Annotated in this window: 18 protein-coding genes; 2 read left to right on the forward strand and 16 right to left on the reverse strand. The window is 28.9% G+C overall.

Annotated elements, in window-relative coordinates:
* The first annotated feature begins 270 nt into the window (after positions 1 to 270).
* Together Tmeso_RS06520 and Tmeso_RS06525 are read left to right on the forward strand one after the other, a co-directional pair.
* A complete protein-coding gene (locus Tmeso_RS06520) occupies positions 271 to 1,260 on the forward strand; it encodes a stalk domain-containing protein (protein ID WP_099189428.1) in 990 nt (329 codons plus the stop codon).
* 252 nt (positions 1,261 to 1,512) lie between these two features.
* The gene (locus tag Tmeso_RS06525) at positions 1,513 to 2,745 is read left to right on the forward strand and encodes an aminopeptidase (RefSeq protein WP_099189430.1); all 1,233 of its coding nucleotides are present in this window, start codon (positions 1,513 to 1,515) and stop codon (positions 2,743 to 2,745) included.
* Between the two features lie 168 nt (positions 2,746 to 2,913).
* Here the strand turns inward: Tmeso_RS06525 and Tmeso_RS06530 are convergent, their stop codons facing one another.
* The 16 genes from Tmeso_RS06530 to Tmeso_RS06605 form a co-directional block, all read right to left on the reverse strand.
* Positions 2,914 to 3,876 carry a DegV family protein gene (locus Tmeso_RS06530; protein WP_099189432.1) on the reverse strand — a complete coding sequence of 321 codons (963 nt, stop codon included), beginning with the start codon at positions 3,874 to 3,876 and terminating at the stop codon, positions 2,914 to 2,916.
* Positions 3,877 to 4,192: 316 nt separating this feature from the next.
* Positions 4,193 to 5,041 carry a CPBP family intramembrane glutamic endopeptidase gene (locus tag Tmeso_RS06535; RefSeq protein ID WP_099189434.1) on the reverse strand — a complete coding sequence of 283 codons (849 nt, stop codon included), beginning with the start codon at positions 5,039 to 5,041 and terminating at the stop codon, positions 4,193 to 4,195.
* A gap of 142 nt (positions 5,042 to 5,183) precedes the next feature.
* On the reverse strand, positions 5,184 to 6,017 hold the full coding sequence (locus Tmeso_RS06540) for a metal ABC transporter permease (protein WP_099189435.1): 834 nt from the start codon (positions 6,015 to 6,017) through the stop codon (positions 5,184 to 5,186).
* Positions 5,998 to 6,660: a metal ABC transporter ATP-binding protein gene (locus tag Tmeso_RS06545; protein WP_099189436.1), complete on the reverse strand. Its 663-nt coding sequence runs from the start codon at positions 6,658 to 6,660 to the stop codon at positions 5,998 to 6,000. The genes Tmeso_RS06540 and Tmeso_RS06545 overlap by 20 nt, the downstream gene beginning before the upstream one ends.
* Before the next feature lie 11 nt (positions 6,661 to 6,671).
* Positions 6,672 to 7,598, reverse strand: coding sequence for a metal ABC transporter solute-binding protein, Zn/Mn family (locus Tmeso_RS06550; RefSeq protein WP_099189438.1), 927 nt, complete (start codon positions 7,596 to 7,598; stop codon positions 6,672 to 6,674).
* Between the two features lie 190 nt (positions 7,599 to 7,788).
* Positions 7,789 to 8,640 carry an NAD(P)/FAD-dependent oxidoreductase gene (locus Tmeso_RS06555; protein WP_099189439.1) on the reverse strand — a complete coding sequence of 284 codons (852 nt, stop codon included), beginning with the start codon at positions 8,638 to 8,640 and terminating at the stop codon, positions 7,789 to 7,791.
* A gap of 14 nt (positions 8,641 to 8,654) precedes the next feature.
* On the reverse strand, positions 8,655 to 8,972 hold the full coding sequence (gene trxA, locus Tmeso_RS06560; RefSeq protein ID WP_099189440.1) for a thioredoxin: 318 nt from the start codon (positions 8,970 to 8,972) through the stop codon (positions 8,655 to 8,657).
* A gap of 289 nt (positions 8,973 to 9,261) precedes the next feature.
* Positions 9,262 to 9,561, reverse strand: coding sequence for an aspartyl-phosphate phosphatase Spo0E family protein (locus Tmeso_RS06565; RefSeq protein ID WP_099189442.1), 300 nt, complete (start codon positions 9,559 to 9,561; stop codon positions 9,262 to 9,264).
* A 112-nt stretch (positions 9,562 to 9,673) separates the two neighbouring features.
* Positions 9,674 to 10,282 carry a DNA-3-methyladenine glycosylase family protein gene (locus Tmeso_RS06570; RefSeq protein ID WP_099189444.1) on the reverse strand — a complete coding sequence of 203 codons (609 nt, stop codon included), beginning with the start codon at positions 10,280 to 10,282 and terminating at the stop codon, positions 9,674 to 9,676.
* Between the two features lie 259 nt (positions 10,283 to 10,541).
* On the reverse strand, positions 10,542 to 10,886 hold the full coding sequence (locus Tmeso_RS06575; protein WP_099189446.1) for a hypothetical protein: 345 nt from the start codon (positions 10,884 to 10,886) through the stop codon (positions 10,542 to 10,544).
* A 1-nt stretch (position 10,887) separates the two neighbouring features.
* Positions 10,888 to 11,250: a PqqD family protein gene (locus Tmeso_RS06580; protein ID WP_099189448.1), complete on the reverse strand. Its 363-nt coding sequence runs from the start codon at positions 11,248 to 11,250 to the stop codon at positions 10,888 to 10,890.
* 197 nt (positions 11,251 to 11,447) lie between these two features.
* Entirely contained in the window at positions 11,448 to 13,376 is a 1,929-nt protein-coding gene (locus Tmeso_RS06585) for an OPT family oligopeptide transporter (protein ID WP_099189450.1), read from the reverse strand.
* A gap of 129 nt (positions 13,377 to 13,505) precedes the next feature.
* Entirely contained in the window at positions 13,506 to 14,159 is a 654-nt protein-coding gene (locus Tmeso_RS06590; RefSeq protein ID WP_242967886.1) for a response regulator, read from the reverse strand.
* Positions 14,152 to 15,531, reverse strand: a complete 1,380-nt coding sequence (locus Tmeso_RS06595) for a HAMP domain-containing sensor histidine kinase (RefSeq protein WP_099189452.1) — start codon at positions 15,529 to 15,531, stop codon at positions 14,152 to 14,154. The genes Tmeso_RS06590 and Tmeso_RS06595 overlap by 8 nt, the downstream gene beginning before the upstream one ends.
* Before the next feature lie 12 nt (positions 15,532 to 15,543).
* A complete protein-coding gene (locus tag Tmeso_RS06600) occupies positions 15,544 to 16,143 on the reverse strand; it encodes a DUF6305 family protein (RefSeq protein ID WP_099189454.1) in 600 nt (199 codons plus the stop codon).
* A 16-nt stretch (positions 16,144 to 16,159) separates the two neighbouring features.
* Positions 16,160 to 17,776 (reverse strand): ABC transporter substrate-binding protein, encoded by a 1,617-nt coding sequence (locus tag Tmeso_RS06605; RefSeq protein WP_099189456.1) that lies wholly within the window; start codon positions 17,774 to 17,776, stop codon positions 16,160 to 16,162.
* Positions 17,777 to 17,832 lie beyond the last annotated feature (56 nt).

The following is a 17,832-nucleotide window of genomic DNA, read 5'->3' on the forward strand; positions in this document are numbered from 1 at the left end:
AAAACAGATAGATTTTAAAATCTATCTGTTTTTTAGTTTCACAGAAAACATCCCTTCCCAAATTCAGAAAATTATAACTGTTAATTTTTTTAATATAAACCTCTTTTTTCATAATATTTATCTTTTGATATATATTCAACTCATCTAATTTATAAACGAATTCTAATTTTTTAATTTTACAATTTTATCTTTATAATCCATTTTTATTCCATTGTATGCGTTTTCTTACAATGATAAAATTGTAAATGACTTACAAAGGAGGAATTCATAATGAAAAAACTAATATCGAGCTTAATTTTTGTAGTTCTGCTACTAAGTAATTCTGCTTCCTATGCACAGTCATATCTTATGCATACGGTTCAAACTGGAGATACTTATACTTCTATTTCAAAGAAGTATAATATGAACGTGGATACTATTCGTTCTTTAAATAACGATTCAGGATACTATCTTTACTCTGGAAGTTTACTAAAAATCAAGCCTATACAAAATCAAAAAACCATATCTATAAAAATAGATGGTAAAATAATATCTACAGACCAATATCCTTATATAGAAAATGCACGTACATTTGTTCCCATAAGATTTATAGCAGAAAATTTAGGTGCAAATGTATCATGGAATAGTGTCTCTCAAGAAGCTATATTGGAATATGAAGACAAAAATATTAAATTGCCATTATATTCTAGTACAGCTAATATAAACGGATCTTTTGTAAACCTTGATGCTCCTATAAATATATATAATTCAAGAACATTTGTACCCGTTAGATTTATAGCTGAGACGTTTGACTGTTCTGTCAACTGGGATTCATCTAACTATGTAGTGGATATTAAAACTAAAGGATACATACCTACTCATGAAAATTTGGTAAACTACAATACTCCTACTTACTCTAGTGAGGACTTATATTGGCTATCTAGATTAGTGGAAGCAGAATCTCAAGGAGAGCCCTATGAAGGGCAATTAGCAGTTGCTAATGTTATAGTAAACAGAAAAAATAGCGAATTATTTCCAAACGATATAAAAGGCGTTATATTCGATGATAACTACGGAATCCAATATACCCCAGTTGCTAATGGTAGAATATACAATACACCTTCAAATATTAGTATTCAAGTTGCAAAACAAGCACTAGCAGGACATAATAACATATCAACATGTCTTTATTTCTTAAATCCAAAAAAATCGACTAATAATTGGATAGTTTGGAATAGATCTTATTTCAAAACAATCCAAAATCACGATTTTTATTTATAGTTTTTAAGGGATGTATTAAAATGATTTTTTTAATCATTTTAATACATCCTTTTTTGTTGGTAATTAAATCATATAATTTACATCTTACAAAATCAAAACGAAAATATCATTTATTTTAAGCAACAAGGCCCTGAGACTTGTTAGCGAAATGATTAAATGCTTAACATTAGTCGAATTTTTATTTCCCTTTTTTTGGTCATTTCTGTATAATTAACTTATATTACTTAATACTACTAAAGAAGGAGTGATTAAATGAATAATTTTAATGAAAATATAAAAAAATATGCTTCTCTAGCGCTTAACGTTGGAGTTAATATCCAAAATGGACAGACTCTTATAATCAACTCTCCTATAGAGTGTGCTGAATTTACTAGAATAGTAGCTAAATGTGCCTATGAAAAAGGAGCTAAGAACGTTCATGTAAGATGGAGCGATGAAGATTTAGCTCTTATCAAATACTTGAATGCGCCTGATGAAGCCTTTGATGAATTTCCTAAATGGGAAGCTGATGGTCTTGAGGAGTTAGCTAAAAATGGTGCTGCGTTTATATCTATATCAGCTTCCAACCCTGAACTTTTAAAAGATGTAGATTCTAAAAGAATTGCAGCTGCTAATAAAGCAAGATCTCTTGCTCTTAAAAATTATAGAGAGTACATAATGAATAGCACAGTATCCTGGTGTGTTATTTCTATCCCAACCAAAGCTTGGGCTAAAAAAGTATTTACTGACGTATCAGAGGATAAAGCGATTCAACAACTTTGGGATAGTATCTTCAAAATAGTTAGAGTTGATAATGATGACCCTATAAAAGCTTGGAATGACCATCTTAATAAACTTAACCATAGAGTTGAATTTTTAAATAACAAAAACTTTAAATCTATTCATCTTAAGTCAAAAGTTACAGACCTTACTATAGAACTTCCAAAGGATCATTTATGGGCTGGCGGAGGAGAATATAATGCTAAGAATACTTACTTTGTTGCAAATATACCTACAGAAGAAGTATTTACAATGCCTTTTAAAACAGGTATAAACGGAATAGTTAAAAATACAAAACCTTTTAACTATGGAGGCAACTTGATAGATGGATTTACTTTAACATTCGAAGATGGTAAGGTTGTAGATTTTAAAGCAGAAGTTGGCTATGAAACTTTGAAAAAGCTATTAGAAACTGATGAAGGTGCTTCTTATATAGGTGAACTAGCTTTAGTTGCTTACGACTCCCCTATATCAAATTCAAATATAGTATTTTATAATACTTTATTCGACGAAAATGCATCTTGTCATCTTGCATTTGGAATGGCTTATCCTACTTGTATAAAAAATGGAACTGAAATGAATTCTGAAGAACTTCAAAAAGCTGGTGCTAATAATTCATTAATCCACGAAGACTTTATGATAGGGTCTGCGGATATGAATATAATCGGTGAAACTCACGAAGGAGAAAAAATTCAAATATTTAAAAATGGTAATTGGTCACTATAAAAAACTCGCTTTATGCTAACGCATAGCTCATGTCGCCAACGAGTCCTCCGGGCTCCGTTGCTCAAAATAGTTGATTCTGTAGTACTTTAACCAATGTTATCCAAAGATTTGAAATCAATATAGTTTGCTTAAGAGTAAAAAAGTAGCTTGTCTTTACAAGCTGCTTTTTTATGAATTCAATCTTGTATTTTTTATTCTTTTCATTATTTGAGCTTTCTTCTCCATCAAACCATGCATTTCATTTATAAGAAGATTATCTTTTTTGTGTCCTTTCTCTATATAATACATAGATATAGCTCCAAGTCCCACATGAGTTCCGACTACTACTCCCATTTGCATAATATATATTTTACCATTATAATTTGTTTCTTGTTCTATCTTATTTTTTAAGTTTTGAGCTACGATAATATCAGATGTATATCCTATTATTATAAAGTCTGTAGCCTCTTCATCATTTCTACTTATAAATTCATCTATATAATGCTTCAAAACTCTTTTACGACCTCTTTCTTTTGCCACTATTGCTCCCTTTCCTTTTTTCATAGTCATTATAGGTTTAATCTTTAATATCTTTCCTATAAAAGCACTTGAATTTGAAAGTCTTCCACTTTTTATCAAATGATCTAAATCATCAACAGATAAAAAATGTTTAACATTTATTTTGTAAGTTTCATTGAATTCTACTATTTCTTCAAAACTCATACCTTGCTCTTTTAACATAGCACTCTTTAAAACCAACCATCCACTTCCATGGCTCATACATTTTGAATCCACTATATGAATCTCAACATCAGATTCTTCATTCTCATCATAAAAATAATCCTTAGCTATAACAGCTGATTGATAAGACCCGCTAGTTCCACTCGACATACATATACAGATTATATGTGTATGTCCACTTAATACAGCTTCATTCATTATCTTCAGGTATTCTGTAGGACTTGGCATAGCAGTTGTAGGTTCTTTTTCTAAATTTTCGATTATACTATAAAATTTATCCGGTTTTATATCTATTCTGTCTCTATAAACTTGTCCATCTATATTAATTGTCAACGGAGCTATACCAATATCATATTTATCTATTAAATCTTGAGATAAATCACAAGTTGAATCTGCCATAATTTTTATCATAAATACCCTCCAATAGTTATATTATTTTATGTCTATATATTATCTTATTTTGATAATTCAAATATCAATTGTAACATAATCTAAAGCACTCTCTATGTTATTATACATTCCATCCATTGGTTTTGTAATATTTTTTAGAAAAATTAATAAATTTGTCATTATTTAAAAAATAATATATATTCAAATGCACCTTATTCTATTTAAGTTTTATAATAATAGATTTACCTCTCTAACTACACTTATATTCCCCCTAAAACACAAAAAGATGATTAAATAATCACCTTTTTGTGTTCTAGAATATAAGCTTATATTAAAATCATTCAGTGGTTTCGCATAAAAATTCTTTATCCCATATTATTTCATTTTTTCTAAACCAGATAATAATCTTACAAGTAAATATTATTCCAACAATAGTAACAATAGATTGTACAACCAATATATTGTTAGATAGTTTAATAAACTCTGTCAATATACTGGAAACAATTATACCAACTCCATTGTTTATAAAATGAGCAAATATGCTTATATATATAGACTTTGTTTTTAAATACAAATATCCTAATATAATTCCAAGAAAAAAAGCATTAATTGCTTGCTGTATATTCATATGCATTATTGCAAATAAAAGAGCAGATACTACTATAGATATTTTATCATTATACTTTATACTAAGCCCTTTAAGTATTACTCCTCTATAAATTATTTCTTCATATATAGGGGCTACTATACAAACAGACATTATAGCTATAAAAGGGTGTTTAAATAACTCATTAAAAGCTTCTTCAATAGATTCGTTTAATGGTAATTGCTGAACAATTATCCCTATACTATTATCAAAAACTATCCTAAATAATGAAACTATTAACATTGTATATATAAAATAATTTTTAGAAATATTTACCCTTTTTGTATATCCAACTTCATCTTTTTTACAATATCTTTTTAAAAGCCATTTAACCATTATTATTTTAATTATTAAACTACTAACACCATCAATATAAAACAACATGTCAGGAGAATTTATAGAAAATATAGCCTCTATTATATGTATTGGTATCATCAAAAAATACGAAAGTATATGAAGTATAAATATCCATATGGCTCCTAAAATAGCTATCTCTCCAACTTTAATATTTCCAGTCTCTAAGCTTTTGATTAAGTTCATCACTACTCTCCCCTTTACCTACTTAACTCTTAATAATTAATTGTATACTAAAAATCTTAAATACATCTTAATTTCCTAATTATATTATATTATTATATTGAAACAAGTATCTTACAATAGTACAACAACATAAAAATTCGCTTCATGCATTAACATGAAGCGAATTTTTATGTTGTATATATTTACTTAAAGCAATAGATACAAAATATCCAATAACAGATAAAAGTATTATTGTTGCTCCCGATGGGATATTATACTGATACGATATTAATAGTCCTAAAACATTAAAAACAATTCCCAATATTGTAGAAAATATCATGATATTTTTTATGTCATAAGTATAGAGTTTAGCTATAGCTGGTGGTATAGTCAACATTGCTATAGATAGTATTATTCCAACTACCTTTATCAGTACCACTATACTAAGAGCTATTAGTACAAATAGAAAGTACTCTAAAAACACTGTATTTATGCCTACTACCTTAATAAATTCTTCATCAAATAAATAAGCCTTCCAATAATTGAAAATACTAAATATAGATATAAATATTGTTCCGCTCAATATCAGCATTATATTTATGTAAATAGATGATACAGTTAGTATATCTCCGAATAAATAAGATGTCATATCAGGTGGATATCCAGGAGTCAAAGCTATGAATAATATTCCAAGAGCCATTCCAACCGACCAAAACATACCTATTAAAGCATCTGAGTTTGTATTCGTCTTCCTATTTATATTAGATATTCCAATAGATGCACATACAGAAAATATAAGTCCTCCTATTATAGGTTCAATACCTAATAAATACCCTAATCCTATGCCTCCAAATGAAACATGGGCTATACCACCACTCATGCTTACAAGTTTTTTTTCAACTATTATTGTGCCTATTATTCCGCATACTGCACTACTTAGTATAGCAGCCATAAAAGCATTTTTTATGAAATTATAACTAAATAATGTTTCTATCATGCTCCTCCTCCTTGCAGGTACATAGTCCTTTATTCAAGTAAACTACTCTATCAGTATACGAAACAACTTCTTCCATATCATGAGTAACTATTATTATAGTCTTTTCTTCTTTTATTTTAGACAGCATTTCATAAATCTCTGTTTTTGCTTTAAAATCTAAACTAGCAGTCGGTTCATCCAGTACTAGTATTTCAGGATTTGTCATAAGTGCTCTCGCTATCAATACTTTTTGAAGTTGCCCCCCTGATAATTGTCCTATTTGCCTTTTCTCAAACTTTAATATATCTAATTTGTCCATAATATTTCTTGCTCTATCTATTTCCGCTTTAGAATATCTTTTAAATAACTTGATTCTATTAGATAACTTACCCATAAGTATTACATCTAACACAGTTATAGGAAAGTTTCTATCAAAAGATGTAAATTGTGGAACATATCCAATAGACATATTATCTTTTAATGAAATACTTCCACTTGTAGGCTCTATTATACCAAGCAAAACTTTCAAAAGAGTACTTTTTCCAGCTCCATTAGGTCCCGTTATTCCTAAAAATTCTCTACTTCCTATTTTCAAATTTATATCTTTTAACGCACATACTGATCCATAACTTACACTCAAATTTTTTATCTCGATATTATTCATATAGCCCCCTCCTACTTTAAAACTTCTTTAAATATATCTGCTATACTTTTTAGATTTTTTATATAGTCCGCGCTTAAAGGAGACACCTGTATACTTTCTCCTTCTATTTCCTTAGCTATAGTATCAGCCTGTTTACTGTCAAACTCTTCTTGATAAAATACAAACTTAATATTATTTTTTTTAGAAAAGTCTATTATTTCTTGAAGTCTTCTAGCTGTAGTTTCCTTACCATCTTCTTCTATTGCAATCATATTCAAATCATAATCATCTGCAAAGTATCCAAAAGATGGATGATATATTATAAAAGATTGTTTTGTAAGATTGTTAAGAGTACTCTTAATATCCTTATCTACTTCATCTAATTTAGATATATAAACACTAGCATTTTTCTCGTATATTTTCTTATTATTAGGATCTAATTCTATTAATTCATTTTTAATCTCATCAATCATTACTTTAACCCTCTTTGGAGATAACCATATGTGAGGATCTCGTCCTTCATGAACATGTTCATCTGAATCATGTTCATGTCCATGTTCCTCATCAAAGACTCTATCTGGATATACTTTTCTCACTTTATCATCTAGGTTAACTACTTTTATATTTTCATTTAAACCTTCTATCATCGGAACTATATTGGACTCTTCGGTTGGAACTCCTATTGAAAAATAAATTTGCGATTCGCTAAGTTTAGACATTTGCTTAGGTGTAGGTTGATAATTAGCAGGACTATATCCTGGAGGTATCATAACCTGAACATTTACTAAATCTCCGCCTACCGCTTTTACAAATGTTTCTTCTGGTACGATACCCACAGAAACTTTTATATTATCAGTTTTTAAATCGCTACCTTCATTATAATATACTTCTTTATTTGAACATCCACCTATTAAAAATAACCCTAATACAATAATTATATAAATCAAAAATTTCTTCAAAATCAACCCTCCCTAATTAATAACAATTATCATTACCATTTACTATAATAACACATTGCTTATATTTGTCAATATGCTTTATGACAAAGAATTCTCCTATATTATAATACTTTAATATATAAAAAGGTATGGTTAAATAACCATACCTTTTTATTATTCTCCTATATTCTTATCTATAAACCTAATATTTCTATTTTTTATCAATATATGAAACTGCATTAAGTGCTGCAACCTGCCCTTCTCCTGCAGCTTTTATATATTGATATGGTTTTCCTATACAATCTCCAGCTGCAAAGCATCCTTTAATATTAGTTTTCATAGTTCTATCTACATTTATATGCCCATCTTCAACTTCAAGACCTGGAACTAAGTACTTAGGAGATATGCTATTTCTTATGAAGAATATTCCATCTACATCTAACTCTGAGTTTCTAAATACAAGTTTATTAGCCTTCATATCACCTTTTACCTCAATTGGTATATCATTTATAATTTCTATATTGTCACTTAGTTCATATTCCCCTTTATACATAGGTATATAATAAACATCAGATGCCATTTCCATTAAAAAATTAGCTTCTTCTTCGGCTTCACTATTATAACCTACTATAACTACCTTCTTTCCTCTATATAAGGCTGCATCGCAAGTAGCACAATAACCTACTCCTTTACCTAAATAGTTTTCTTCTCCTTTTATAGGCTTTGCATATTCTATTCCAGTAGCAAGTATTACAGTAGTAGCTTCATAAGTTTTTTCATTAACCATTAAAGCAAAATAGTCTCCCATAGCATATACATTATTAATTCTTTCTTCTGTAATCTCAATTCCCATTTTATCTATATGCGATTTGAACATATCCTTTAAATTTTCACCATTTATACCATGAATACCTAAGTAATTATCTACCTTAGGTGCTTTTACTATCTTATCGCTTAAATTGCTATTACCAAATACTATTATATTTTTATTTCTAATCTTAGCATTTATAGCCGCTGATAATCCAGCAGGTCCACTTCCTACTATAGCTACATCATATCTCATAAAACTTCACCATCTTATAAGTGTGTTTCTATTTGAGATTTTATCATATCTTTAGGTCTAAAACCTGTTATAGTATCCACTGGTTTTCCATTTTTGAACACTATCATAGTAGGAACACTTGTTATTTGAAATTTTTCAGCCAAATTTATATCTCTATCTATATCAACTTTCATAAATTTAACCTTGTCACCAATTTCTTCATCTAAATTTTCAAATACTGGAGCTAACATTTTGCATGGTCCACACCATTCTGCAAAAAAATCTACTACAACTACTCCATTATCACTTTCTACTTCTTTATTAAAATCATTAGTATTTATAACTTTTATCATAATCAAATTCCTCCCTATTTAAATTCATTTTATATTTATTATATCCATACTATACTATTTTATTATAAATATGTCAATATCGTAATATATAGATATTGAAATCCATTTATTTTTTACTTTTATTACTTTACCCAATAAAATATGAGTTAATCAATAATTTTATTATAATAAATTTTTTTATTTTTTATATTTATATAATCATATATACAAATAAGAGAGGCTTTTGTATTTTTTAGTAATTCTCTTAAGTTAATTTTCCAATTTAATATACAATCTCATTATTCTTTACTCAAACTTTAATATATTTAATTATATTTGCAAAGAGATGATCTTTTCCATAGTAATAAAAAGTTGAATGAGTGCCCATTATATTTTTTAAATTCATTAAGCAAGTATCTTGTATGGATTTAATATATTGAAACTTAACTATTAATTCATCTAATTCTTCGCTTAACTTTATAACCTCTTGATCTAATAAGTTTTCATTTTTTTGAACTATAATATTATTTAATCTACATCTAGTTAATTCAATCTCTTCTTCTAAGTTATAACAAGTTCTTTTTTTCGCAACATCATTATCCTCATTCACTACATCATCCCCTTTCTGTTAATTATTACATTTTAATCTACATTATATCATTTTTATAATATTTTAACATATAATATTATCTAAACTTAATATTATTTTCTTATTACCCAACCTACTTTAAAGATAACTCCCATAAGTATAAAGATGCTACAGAAGCATAAGGCGAATACCTACTTTTGTATTCATTAAATTCAGTTCTAGATATATCTTCCAATTTATATAAATTCATAATACCTCTTCTTATTCCTAAATCATCATAACTTATAACATCTAGTCTATTCAAAGAAAATATAAGTATCATCTGGGCAGTCCAAACCCCAACACCACGAAGACTAGATAATTTTTTTATTATTTCTTCATCACTCAGAATATTCAAATTATCAAAATCAACTGCCTTGCTTAAAGCTGCATTTGCAATTCCCTTTATATAATCTACCTTCCGATTGCTCATACCACATTTTTTTATACTTTCATTATCTATTTTTATAATATTTAGAGGAGTTATATCATCGATTAAATCACAAAATCTAAGCCATACAGTTTCAGCAGCATTTTTAGATACCTGCTGACTTACTATGCTAGATATTAAAGCTATAAATGGATTTTTTATGATTTCTCTATTTATAAATCCTATTTTATCAATATTCTTTCCTAGGATTTTGTCCTTCTCTTTTAAATAATCTATTTCTTTTTTACCGTACTTAAAATACTCTTTATTCATAATTCGATTCCTCCAAACCATTTATCCTAAAGCTAAAAATTCAGTTGAAATAAAAAATTTATCTGAATTAAGTTTAACTTTATTATAAGTCTATCATATTATGCAAAGCTTATATTATAAATTATTTTTTCCTACATTTTAATATTAAATAATTTATTTTATTGTATTTCCCGAGAAATTTCTGCACAAAAACAAAAAAGGTGCATGTGGAAATAGATTTAATAAAAATACTATTTTCACATGCACCTTTTTATATAACTCATTTAACCTTATATAACCTAGAATTGTTATCCTCAATTTCTATAATAAGTCCTTTATTAAGCATATTTTTTATTAAGTTTTTAATAAATAGCTTGGAATCTGTTACCGTCAGTTTGTTCTTAGTCCAAAACAAAGATACCTTTGTTCCTTTAATAAGACTTTCGATATCTTTTATGGTAAGTTTTTCTTTTTTATTAAACTCATTCATTATTTTATTCTCTATTTTTCTATATAATTTAGTTATTAATTCCTCATTCTTCCTTTGCTGCTTAATATATCCCCACGCTAGTAAAAAAGTAATTGTAATCGCAAATAGTATTATCTTAAATAAAAAATTTATCATACTAATCACCACTTACCTTTTCAAGTGTTATAAAATCATTATTTCTCAAAATATTTATATAAGTGCCTAATCTTTCATAAATAGGCTCGGCTTTTTTCCCAAATTTATCTTTAAGGCTACTTCCTATATTCTCAATACTGTTTTTGCCATCTATTAATTTCCAAACACAGCTTCCCTGTTCATCTAAATCTATTTTCATCTCTTTTGGAGTTTTAAAGAAGTATCTTACAACCTTATCTAATTTTCCTTGTCTTGGTATAATTATTTGAACAAAACCCTCCTCACTTACTTTCCATCTGTACTGTCCAACCTTTTTAGGAACTAATTCTAAAAAATTATCATCTTTTTGGATTTTATTACCCATTTCGTCACCTTCTTTATTATAGATTAAAATTCGCTTTATGCTATCGCATAGCTCATGTCGCCAACGAGTCCTACGGGCTTCGTTGCTTAAAATAGTTGCTACTTTCGTTCTATTACCAATATTATCTACAAGTATTAAATTGTATATTTACCTAGAGATTAAAAGAGGATATTAAATATCCTCTTTTTATTATAGTATTAATTTTTCTTTAATACAGAATGTCTCATTAATGAATATACTAGCAATCCAAAGAATGCAAGTGAACCAATTTGACCTAAGCTAAATCCAAGCTCCAATTCAACTTTAGCTACTGCAAATACTGCAAGAAGTATTCCAATTAAACCTTCTCCAGCAATTAATCCTGATGCATATAGAATTCCTGATTCAATCTTATCTTTAAATCCTCTAGCTTCTTTACTTTCGTTAACAGCTTCTTCTCCTCCTACTTTATTTAACTTTTTATCTAATATTCCTCTTATTAATCCACCTGCCATAATAGGTGTACTTAAATGAATTGGTAAATACAAACCAATTGCTATAGGTAAAACTGGAAGTCCTAATAGCTCAATAGCTACTCCTATACCCACTCCTGTAAATACTAAAGCCCATGGTAAACTTCCACCCATAACACCTTCTATAACAAGCTTCATAAGTGTTGCTTGAGGCGCTGGTAAATCAGCAGATCCAAATCCCCATGCTTTGTTTAATAATGTTAAAACAAAACCAATTGCAAGAGCTGCAGCTAATGACCCAATTATTTCTCCATACTGTTGCTTTTTAGGAGTCGCTCCTACCAAAAATCCAGTTTTTAAATCCTGAGATGTATCCCCTGCCATAGCAGCGATAATACATATTATAGCTCCTACTGTTAATGTAGCTATCATTCCTGACTGACCATCATTTCCAGTTGATTTAAATACAATAGCTGTGATAATTAATGTAGCAATAGTCATACCAGAAACTGGATTTGATGAACTTCCTACAAGACCAACTATTCTTGATGATACAGTTGCAAAGAAGAAACCAAATACAGCAATCATCAACGCACCCATAAATCCTACAGGTATTATTGGAAGCATCATCATAGATAATATAATAACTAATATTCCTATTAAAACAATCTTCATAGACATATCTTGCTCTGTTCTCTTTAATGAAGATACACCTGCTCCTCCAGCAGAGTAATCCTTCATAGCATCTTTAAATGTTTGAACTATTAACGGTAAAGATTTTATTAAGCTGAAAACACCACCAAAAGCAACTGCTCCAGCACCAACATATCTTATATAATTATCCCATATTCCCCAGTATCCTAATTCACTAATCGGAACAGATGCTGGATACATTATAATATCTCCCATACTTCCAATGTTTGCGATTAATGGTATTAATGCAAACCATCCAATAACAGCACCAGCTAACATATAACCGGCAATAGTAGGTCCTATAATAAATCCAACCCCTAAAAGTGCTGGTAAAACGTCTGCTCCAATGGCAGCGCCCTTGTATCCTTTAATACTTGTTTCTACTTCACTTGGAAATAATTTTAATCCATCAGCTATAAACTTGTATAGTGCTCCAATTCCAAGACCTGTAAAACACGCCTTAGCCTTGTCTCCTCCTTCTTCTCCAGCAAGAAGTACCTCAGCACAAGCTGTTCCTTCAGGATAAGGTAAAACACCATGTTCTTTAACTATTAAAGCTTTTCTCAAAGGAACCATGAATAATACTCCTAAAATTCCACCACATAAAGCTATAGTTGTTATAGTTAATAAACTTGGAGTTCCCATATTCCACTCTTCTAACCAAATATAAAGAGCTGGTAATGTAAATATAGCTCCTGCTGCCAATGACTCTCCCGCAGAACCAATAGTTTGGACCATATTATTTTCTAAAATAGATTCTTTCTTTAAAACACCTCTTATAAGTCCCATAGAAATAACTGCAGCAGGAATAGATGCACTTATTGTCATTCCCACTTTTAATCCTAGATATGCATTAGCAGCTCCAAATACAACGGCTAATAAAATACCTAATAATATTGATGTCATTGTAAATTCTGGTAAAATTTTGTCTGCAGATATAAAAGGTCTGAATTCTTCTTTTATACTCTTCTCTTTTGACATATCATATAACCCCCTTATAAATATTTTTAAAATACATAACTTCACATACTATTATATATTTTCAAAATATTTATTTTATTTTTATCACTTTTTTCTCTGAATAAAATTTCTGAATAATTAAAAAAGTGCCTATTCAGACACTTTTTCTTTTATAACTCTATATTTATTTTTAGGTCTTCCAATTTGACCATATACTGGTATAAGCTCTAATTTTTCATGTTCAATAAGATATTGAATATATCTATGTATAGTTTGATAAGCTAAGTTCATACCATTTGCAATTTCTTCTATAGTTACATCCTCCTCTTGACTTAAGAGAAAATCCCAAATTATATTTAAAGTAGCAGGACTAATCCCCTTATCTACAAATACATTAGCCCTATCCTCAATATTTTTTTTAGTAATTTCATGAATTTTTAAATTAACCTTTATTCTAGATATTAAGTCAGGTGCCTTAATGGGCTTAATTGCAAAATCTGTAGCACCAACTTCAATGAATTTATCTGAAATTTCTTGTCTCTCATCTACAGTCAAAACTAAAATAGATACAGCCTTATTAATAGACCTAATTTTCTTAACAGTATTTATTCCATCCCAATCAGGCATATGATAGTCTACAATAACAAGCTGTGGCTTATATTTTTCACAAAGTTCATACCCTTTTCTTCCGCTAGTTGCCGTTAATACATCATATCCTCCAAATATACATATCTCTTTTATAGTATATAAAATATCTTCTTCATCATCTATTACTACAACTCGTATTTTTTCTTTGTTATTCACCACAATCACCCCTTTTATTTTCAATGTCATTAGCTGATGGTAAATATACTGTTACAAGAGTTCCATTCTCTGATTCACTTTCAATTTTTATGCTACCATTATGATCTTTTATAATTTGTTTTGCAAAAGGTAGTCCAAGTCCAGAAGTTTTAGCACTAGAATATCCTATTTCCCATATATTTTCAAGTTCTGAAGGCTGTATTCCTATACCATTATCTGATATAGATATACTTATACCTCCCTCTACCTTTATTACCTTAATTAGTATATATTTAAATTCATGAATGCAAGGAACTACAATTGCATTTTCAACTATATTTATAAGCGCCCTAACAACTCTTACCTTATTTACATAAAGCAATGGTAGCTGACCTTCCAAATCAATATCAACATTTAAAGTCTCATCTTCAATAGGTATTTGAGCCTGAATATATTGAATCAAATCTTCAACCTTGAGTTTTTGACGAGAGCTTGCATATAAAAAGCTCGAAATCATCTCACTCATCTTATTAATAGCTCCTTCTATACGTTCACTATATTCTGTTAATTTATCTTCACTATTACATAGTGGAATCAATGAATTGAGCCCTCTAATTGTAACTAAGGGGGTCTTCAAATCATGGGCTAAAGAATTTATTTCTTGGTATATCCTATTTTCCATTTCCTTAGATTTGATTATCTGAATGTCTCTCTCCTTTTTATAATTTTCCTCAAGAATTACTATGTTATGAGCATAACTCATAAACAAAGATGCTGTAATAGATGCTGAAAATGTAAATGGCAAAAAGAAAGAAAAACCTATAAAATTTAGTACTGATTCCGATTTAAGATATTCTCCAACTATTTTTATGCTCATAGATATATCACTTTGACCTATATGTAAAAAAGAAAAAGCGGACATTATATTTAGCCATTGAAATGCAAAAAATACTTGAATGGCTATTATAGTAGTCTGTATAAATTGAAATGTTGAATATTTTTGTTCTTTTAATAAAATCATAGTTGCAAACAAACCAAGAATCATAGTTATAGGTTCCCAAGGTACAATAAATACAATAGCAACAATCTTATTCAAAATTAAAAATACAACAGCAACAAATGCATATAATTTAATCAATGGCATTTTGTATTTTTTATTTATTATGGATAATAAACTTATCGTCCCCAAAAAAAATAATGTACTTTGAATAGAAAAAAGAATACTACTGTAAGCTGAGGACAAAATAAGATGACCACTGTCTCCTGTGTATATAGACTCTCTAATTTTCACGATAACATTAAACCAAAGAGAGCTTGTAAAAAATGAGAATAAAAATCCTATAACAATAAAAGTAAATGCTCTTATATAAATTATATTTTCTCTATTTTTCATAAGTTTGACCTCCTACCTAAACGCTGATACAAACGGCTCTGACAAACCAGTTACATCCTCAACTATTGTAAGAGGAAATTTATACTTTTTAGCAAGTTCTAGCAAAGAGCTGTTGTTGTTATTATTTTGAGTGCCTATTACATAGTCAGCATACTTACACGTTATATTTAAAAATTCATCTGTTTCTTTATTCTTATTCTCTCTATCTGCAATGAATATAGTTATTATAGTTATATTTCTATTTGCAAGTTTTTGAATTAAATTTTCTATACGTTTTTTCTCTTCTGCATATGTTAAACCATGTAATTTCTCACCAATAGCGCTATATCCTACAACGAATACCACCGTATTAACTCCTTCAAGGTCTACATCTTTTGCCTGAGGCATAAAGAAATTATGAATCATAAGTTTATTTGCGATATCCTTTATAATATAAGTATCCGTACTTTGACCAGCAGATGTTATTAAAACCTTATCCTCTGCTATGGGTCTTGGGAGAGAAGGTAGAGCATATATATCATCATTTACTTGAATTTTAGATGTATTTGAAATAAAAGATAATATTATTAATATAAATATAAATATTGCAAATTTTAATATATTAGATTTCATAATTTCCTCCAAAGTATTAATCCGATATTAAATGAACATCTTCTAATGTTTCTTCACCTGTAAGATGAGGGGTATATCCTTTTACTTTTTTAGATACTCCCATTATTGGCATAGTATGAACAAGTGGTATAGCCGGAGTATCCTCGCTAATAATTTCTTGTAAGTTCCTGTAAATATTCTTTCTAAATTCTCTATCAGTAGCTTGACGGGCTTGCTTTAGTAGTTTATCAACCTCTTCATTTTTATAAAATGAATAATTACTAGTGAGCTCAGTTTTTCTGTTATCTGATGAAAAGAAGGTATACAAGAAATTGTCTGGATCAATGTGGTCTCCAGTCCATCCTATAAGAGCTAAACTATGTTCCCCTTCCTTGATTTTTTCAATATATTCATCCCATGAATACGTAATAATTTCAACTCTAATATTTGCTTTTAAAAGACTCTCTTTTATAAACTTTGCTATACCTATTGTGTCTGGAAAATATGCTCTTGGAGACTCCATAACCCAAAGCGTTGTATCGAATCCATCTTCATAACCAGCTTCTTTAAGCAATTTTTTCGCCTTATCTACATTGTAATCTAAAGATTTAACATCTTCATTATATGCCCAAATTATAGGAGGAACAAATGAGTTTGCCGGCCTTGCTAAATTATCAAATAATTCTTTAACCATTTTATCTTTATCTATTAAACACCCTACAGCCTTTCTTACATTTTTATCATCAAAAGGTTTTTTTTGATTATTCATAGCTAGATATCCTATATTAAAAAAACTTTTTAAATATAAATCTAAATTTGGATTTTTATTTATTCTATTAACTTCATCAGGTGTTAAATTGTCTGCAATATCTACCTTACCTTCTTCAAGAAATTTCAACCTCTTCTCACTTGACTCAACCACACTAAATACTACTTTATCTATTTTTATAGTATTCCCCCAATAATTATGGTTTTTCTTTAATACAATCTCTTTTCCTTTATTCCAATATTCAAATTCAAAAGGCCCTGTTCCTACAGGATGATCTTTAAAGCTTTCATTATACTTTATTATAGAATCGGGGCTTGCAATCCCAAATGCAGGCATAGTAAGAGTACTTAAAAAAGGAGAATATGGTTCATTTAAAACTATCTCAAGTGAATAATCAGAAAGTGCGGTTACGCTCCTTATTAATCTAGGAAACTGACCAAAATTATAACTCCAGTAACTAAAAGAACCTATATGATACGGATTATCCATATTCATCCATCTTTCAAAATTAAACTGAACAGCATGAGCATTAAAATCTGTTCCATCATGAAACTTAGTACCCTTTCTCAACTTAAATACCCATTTAAGTCCATCTTCACTGGTTTCCCAACTTTCAGCAAGAGATGGGATTATCTCATCACCATTTTTTTCATATTTAACTAATGTATCATATATATTTACACAAACCTTAAAAGATTCCATATCAGTTGTTATTGCAGGGTCTAGACTAATAGAATCATTAGCCCTCGCTATAATAATACTTTTATTTTTTTGAGAATTTAAAATTTCTTCTCCTGATAATTTATTTTTAAAATCAAAGCTTACGATTAAAGATATTATGAGTACTACTCCAATAAATACAATATGACCTTTATTCCCTATCATGCTTTCCTCCCTTGTCACTATGACATATACACTAGTTTATCATATTTTTGTATTTA

It is taken from the genome of Tepidibacter mesophilus (assembly GCF_002724055.1).
Taxonomy (GTDB): domain Bacteria; phylum Bacillota; class Clostridia; order Peptostreptococcales; family Peptostreptococcaceae; genus Tepidibacter_A; species Tepidibacter_A mesophilus.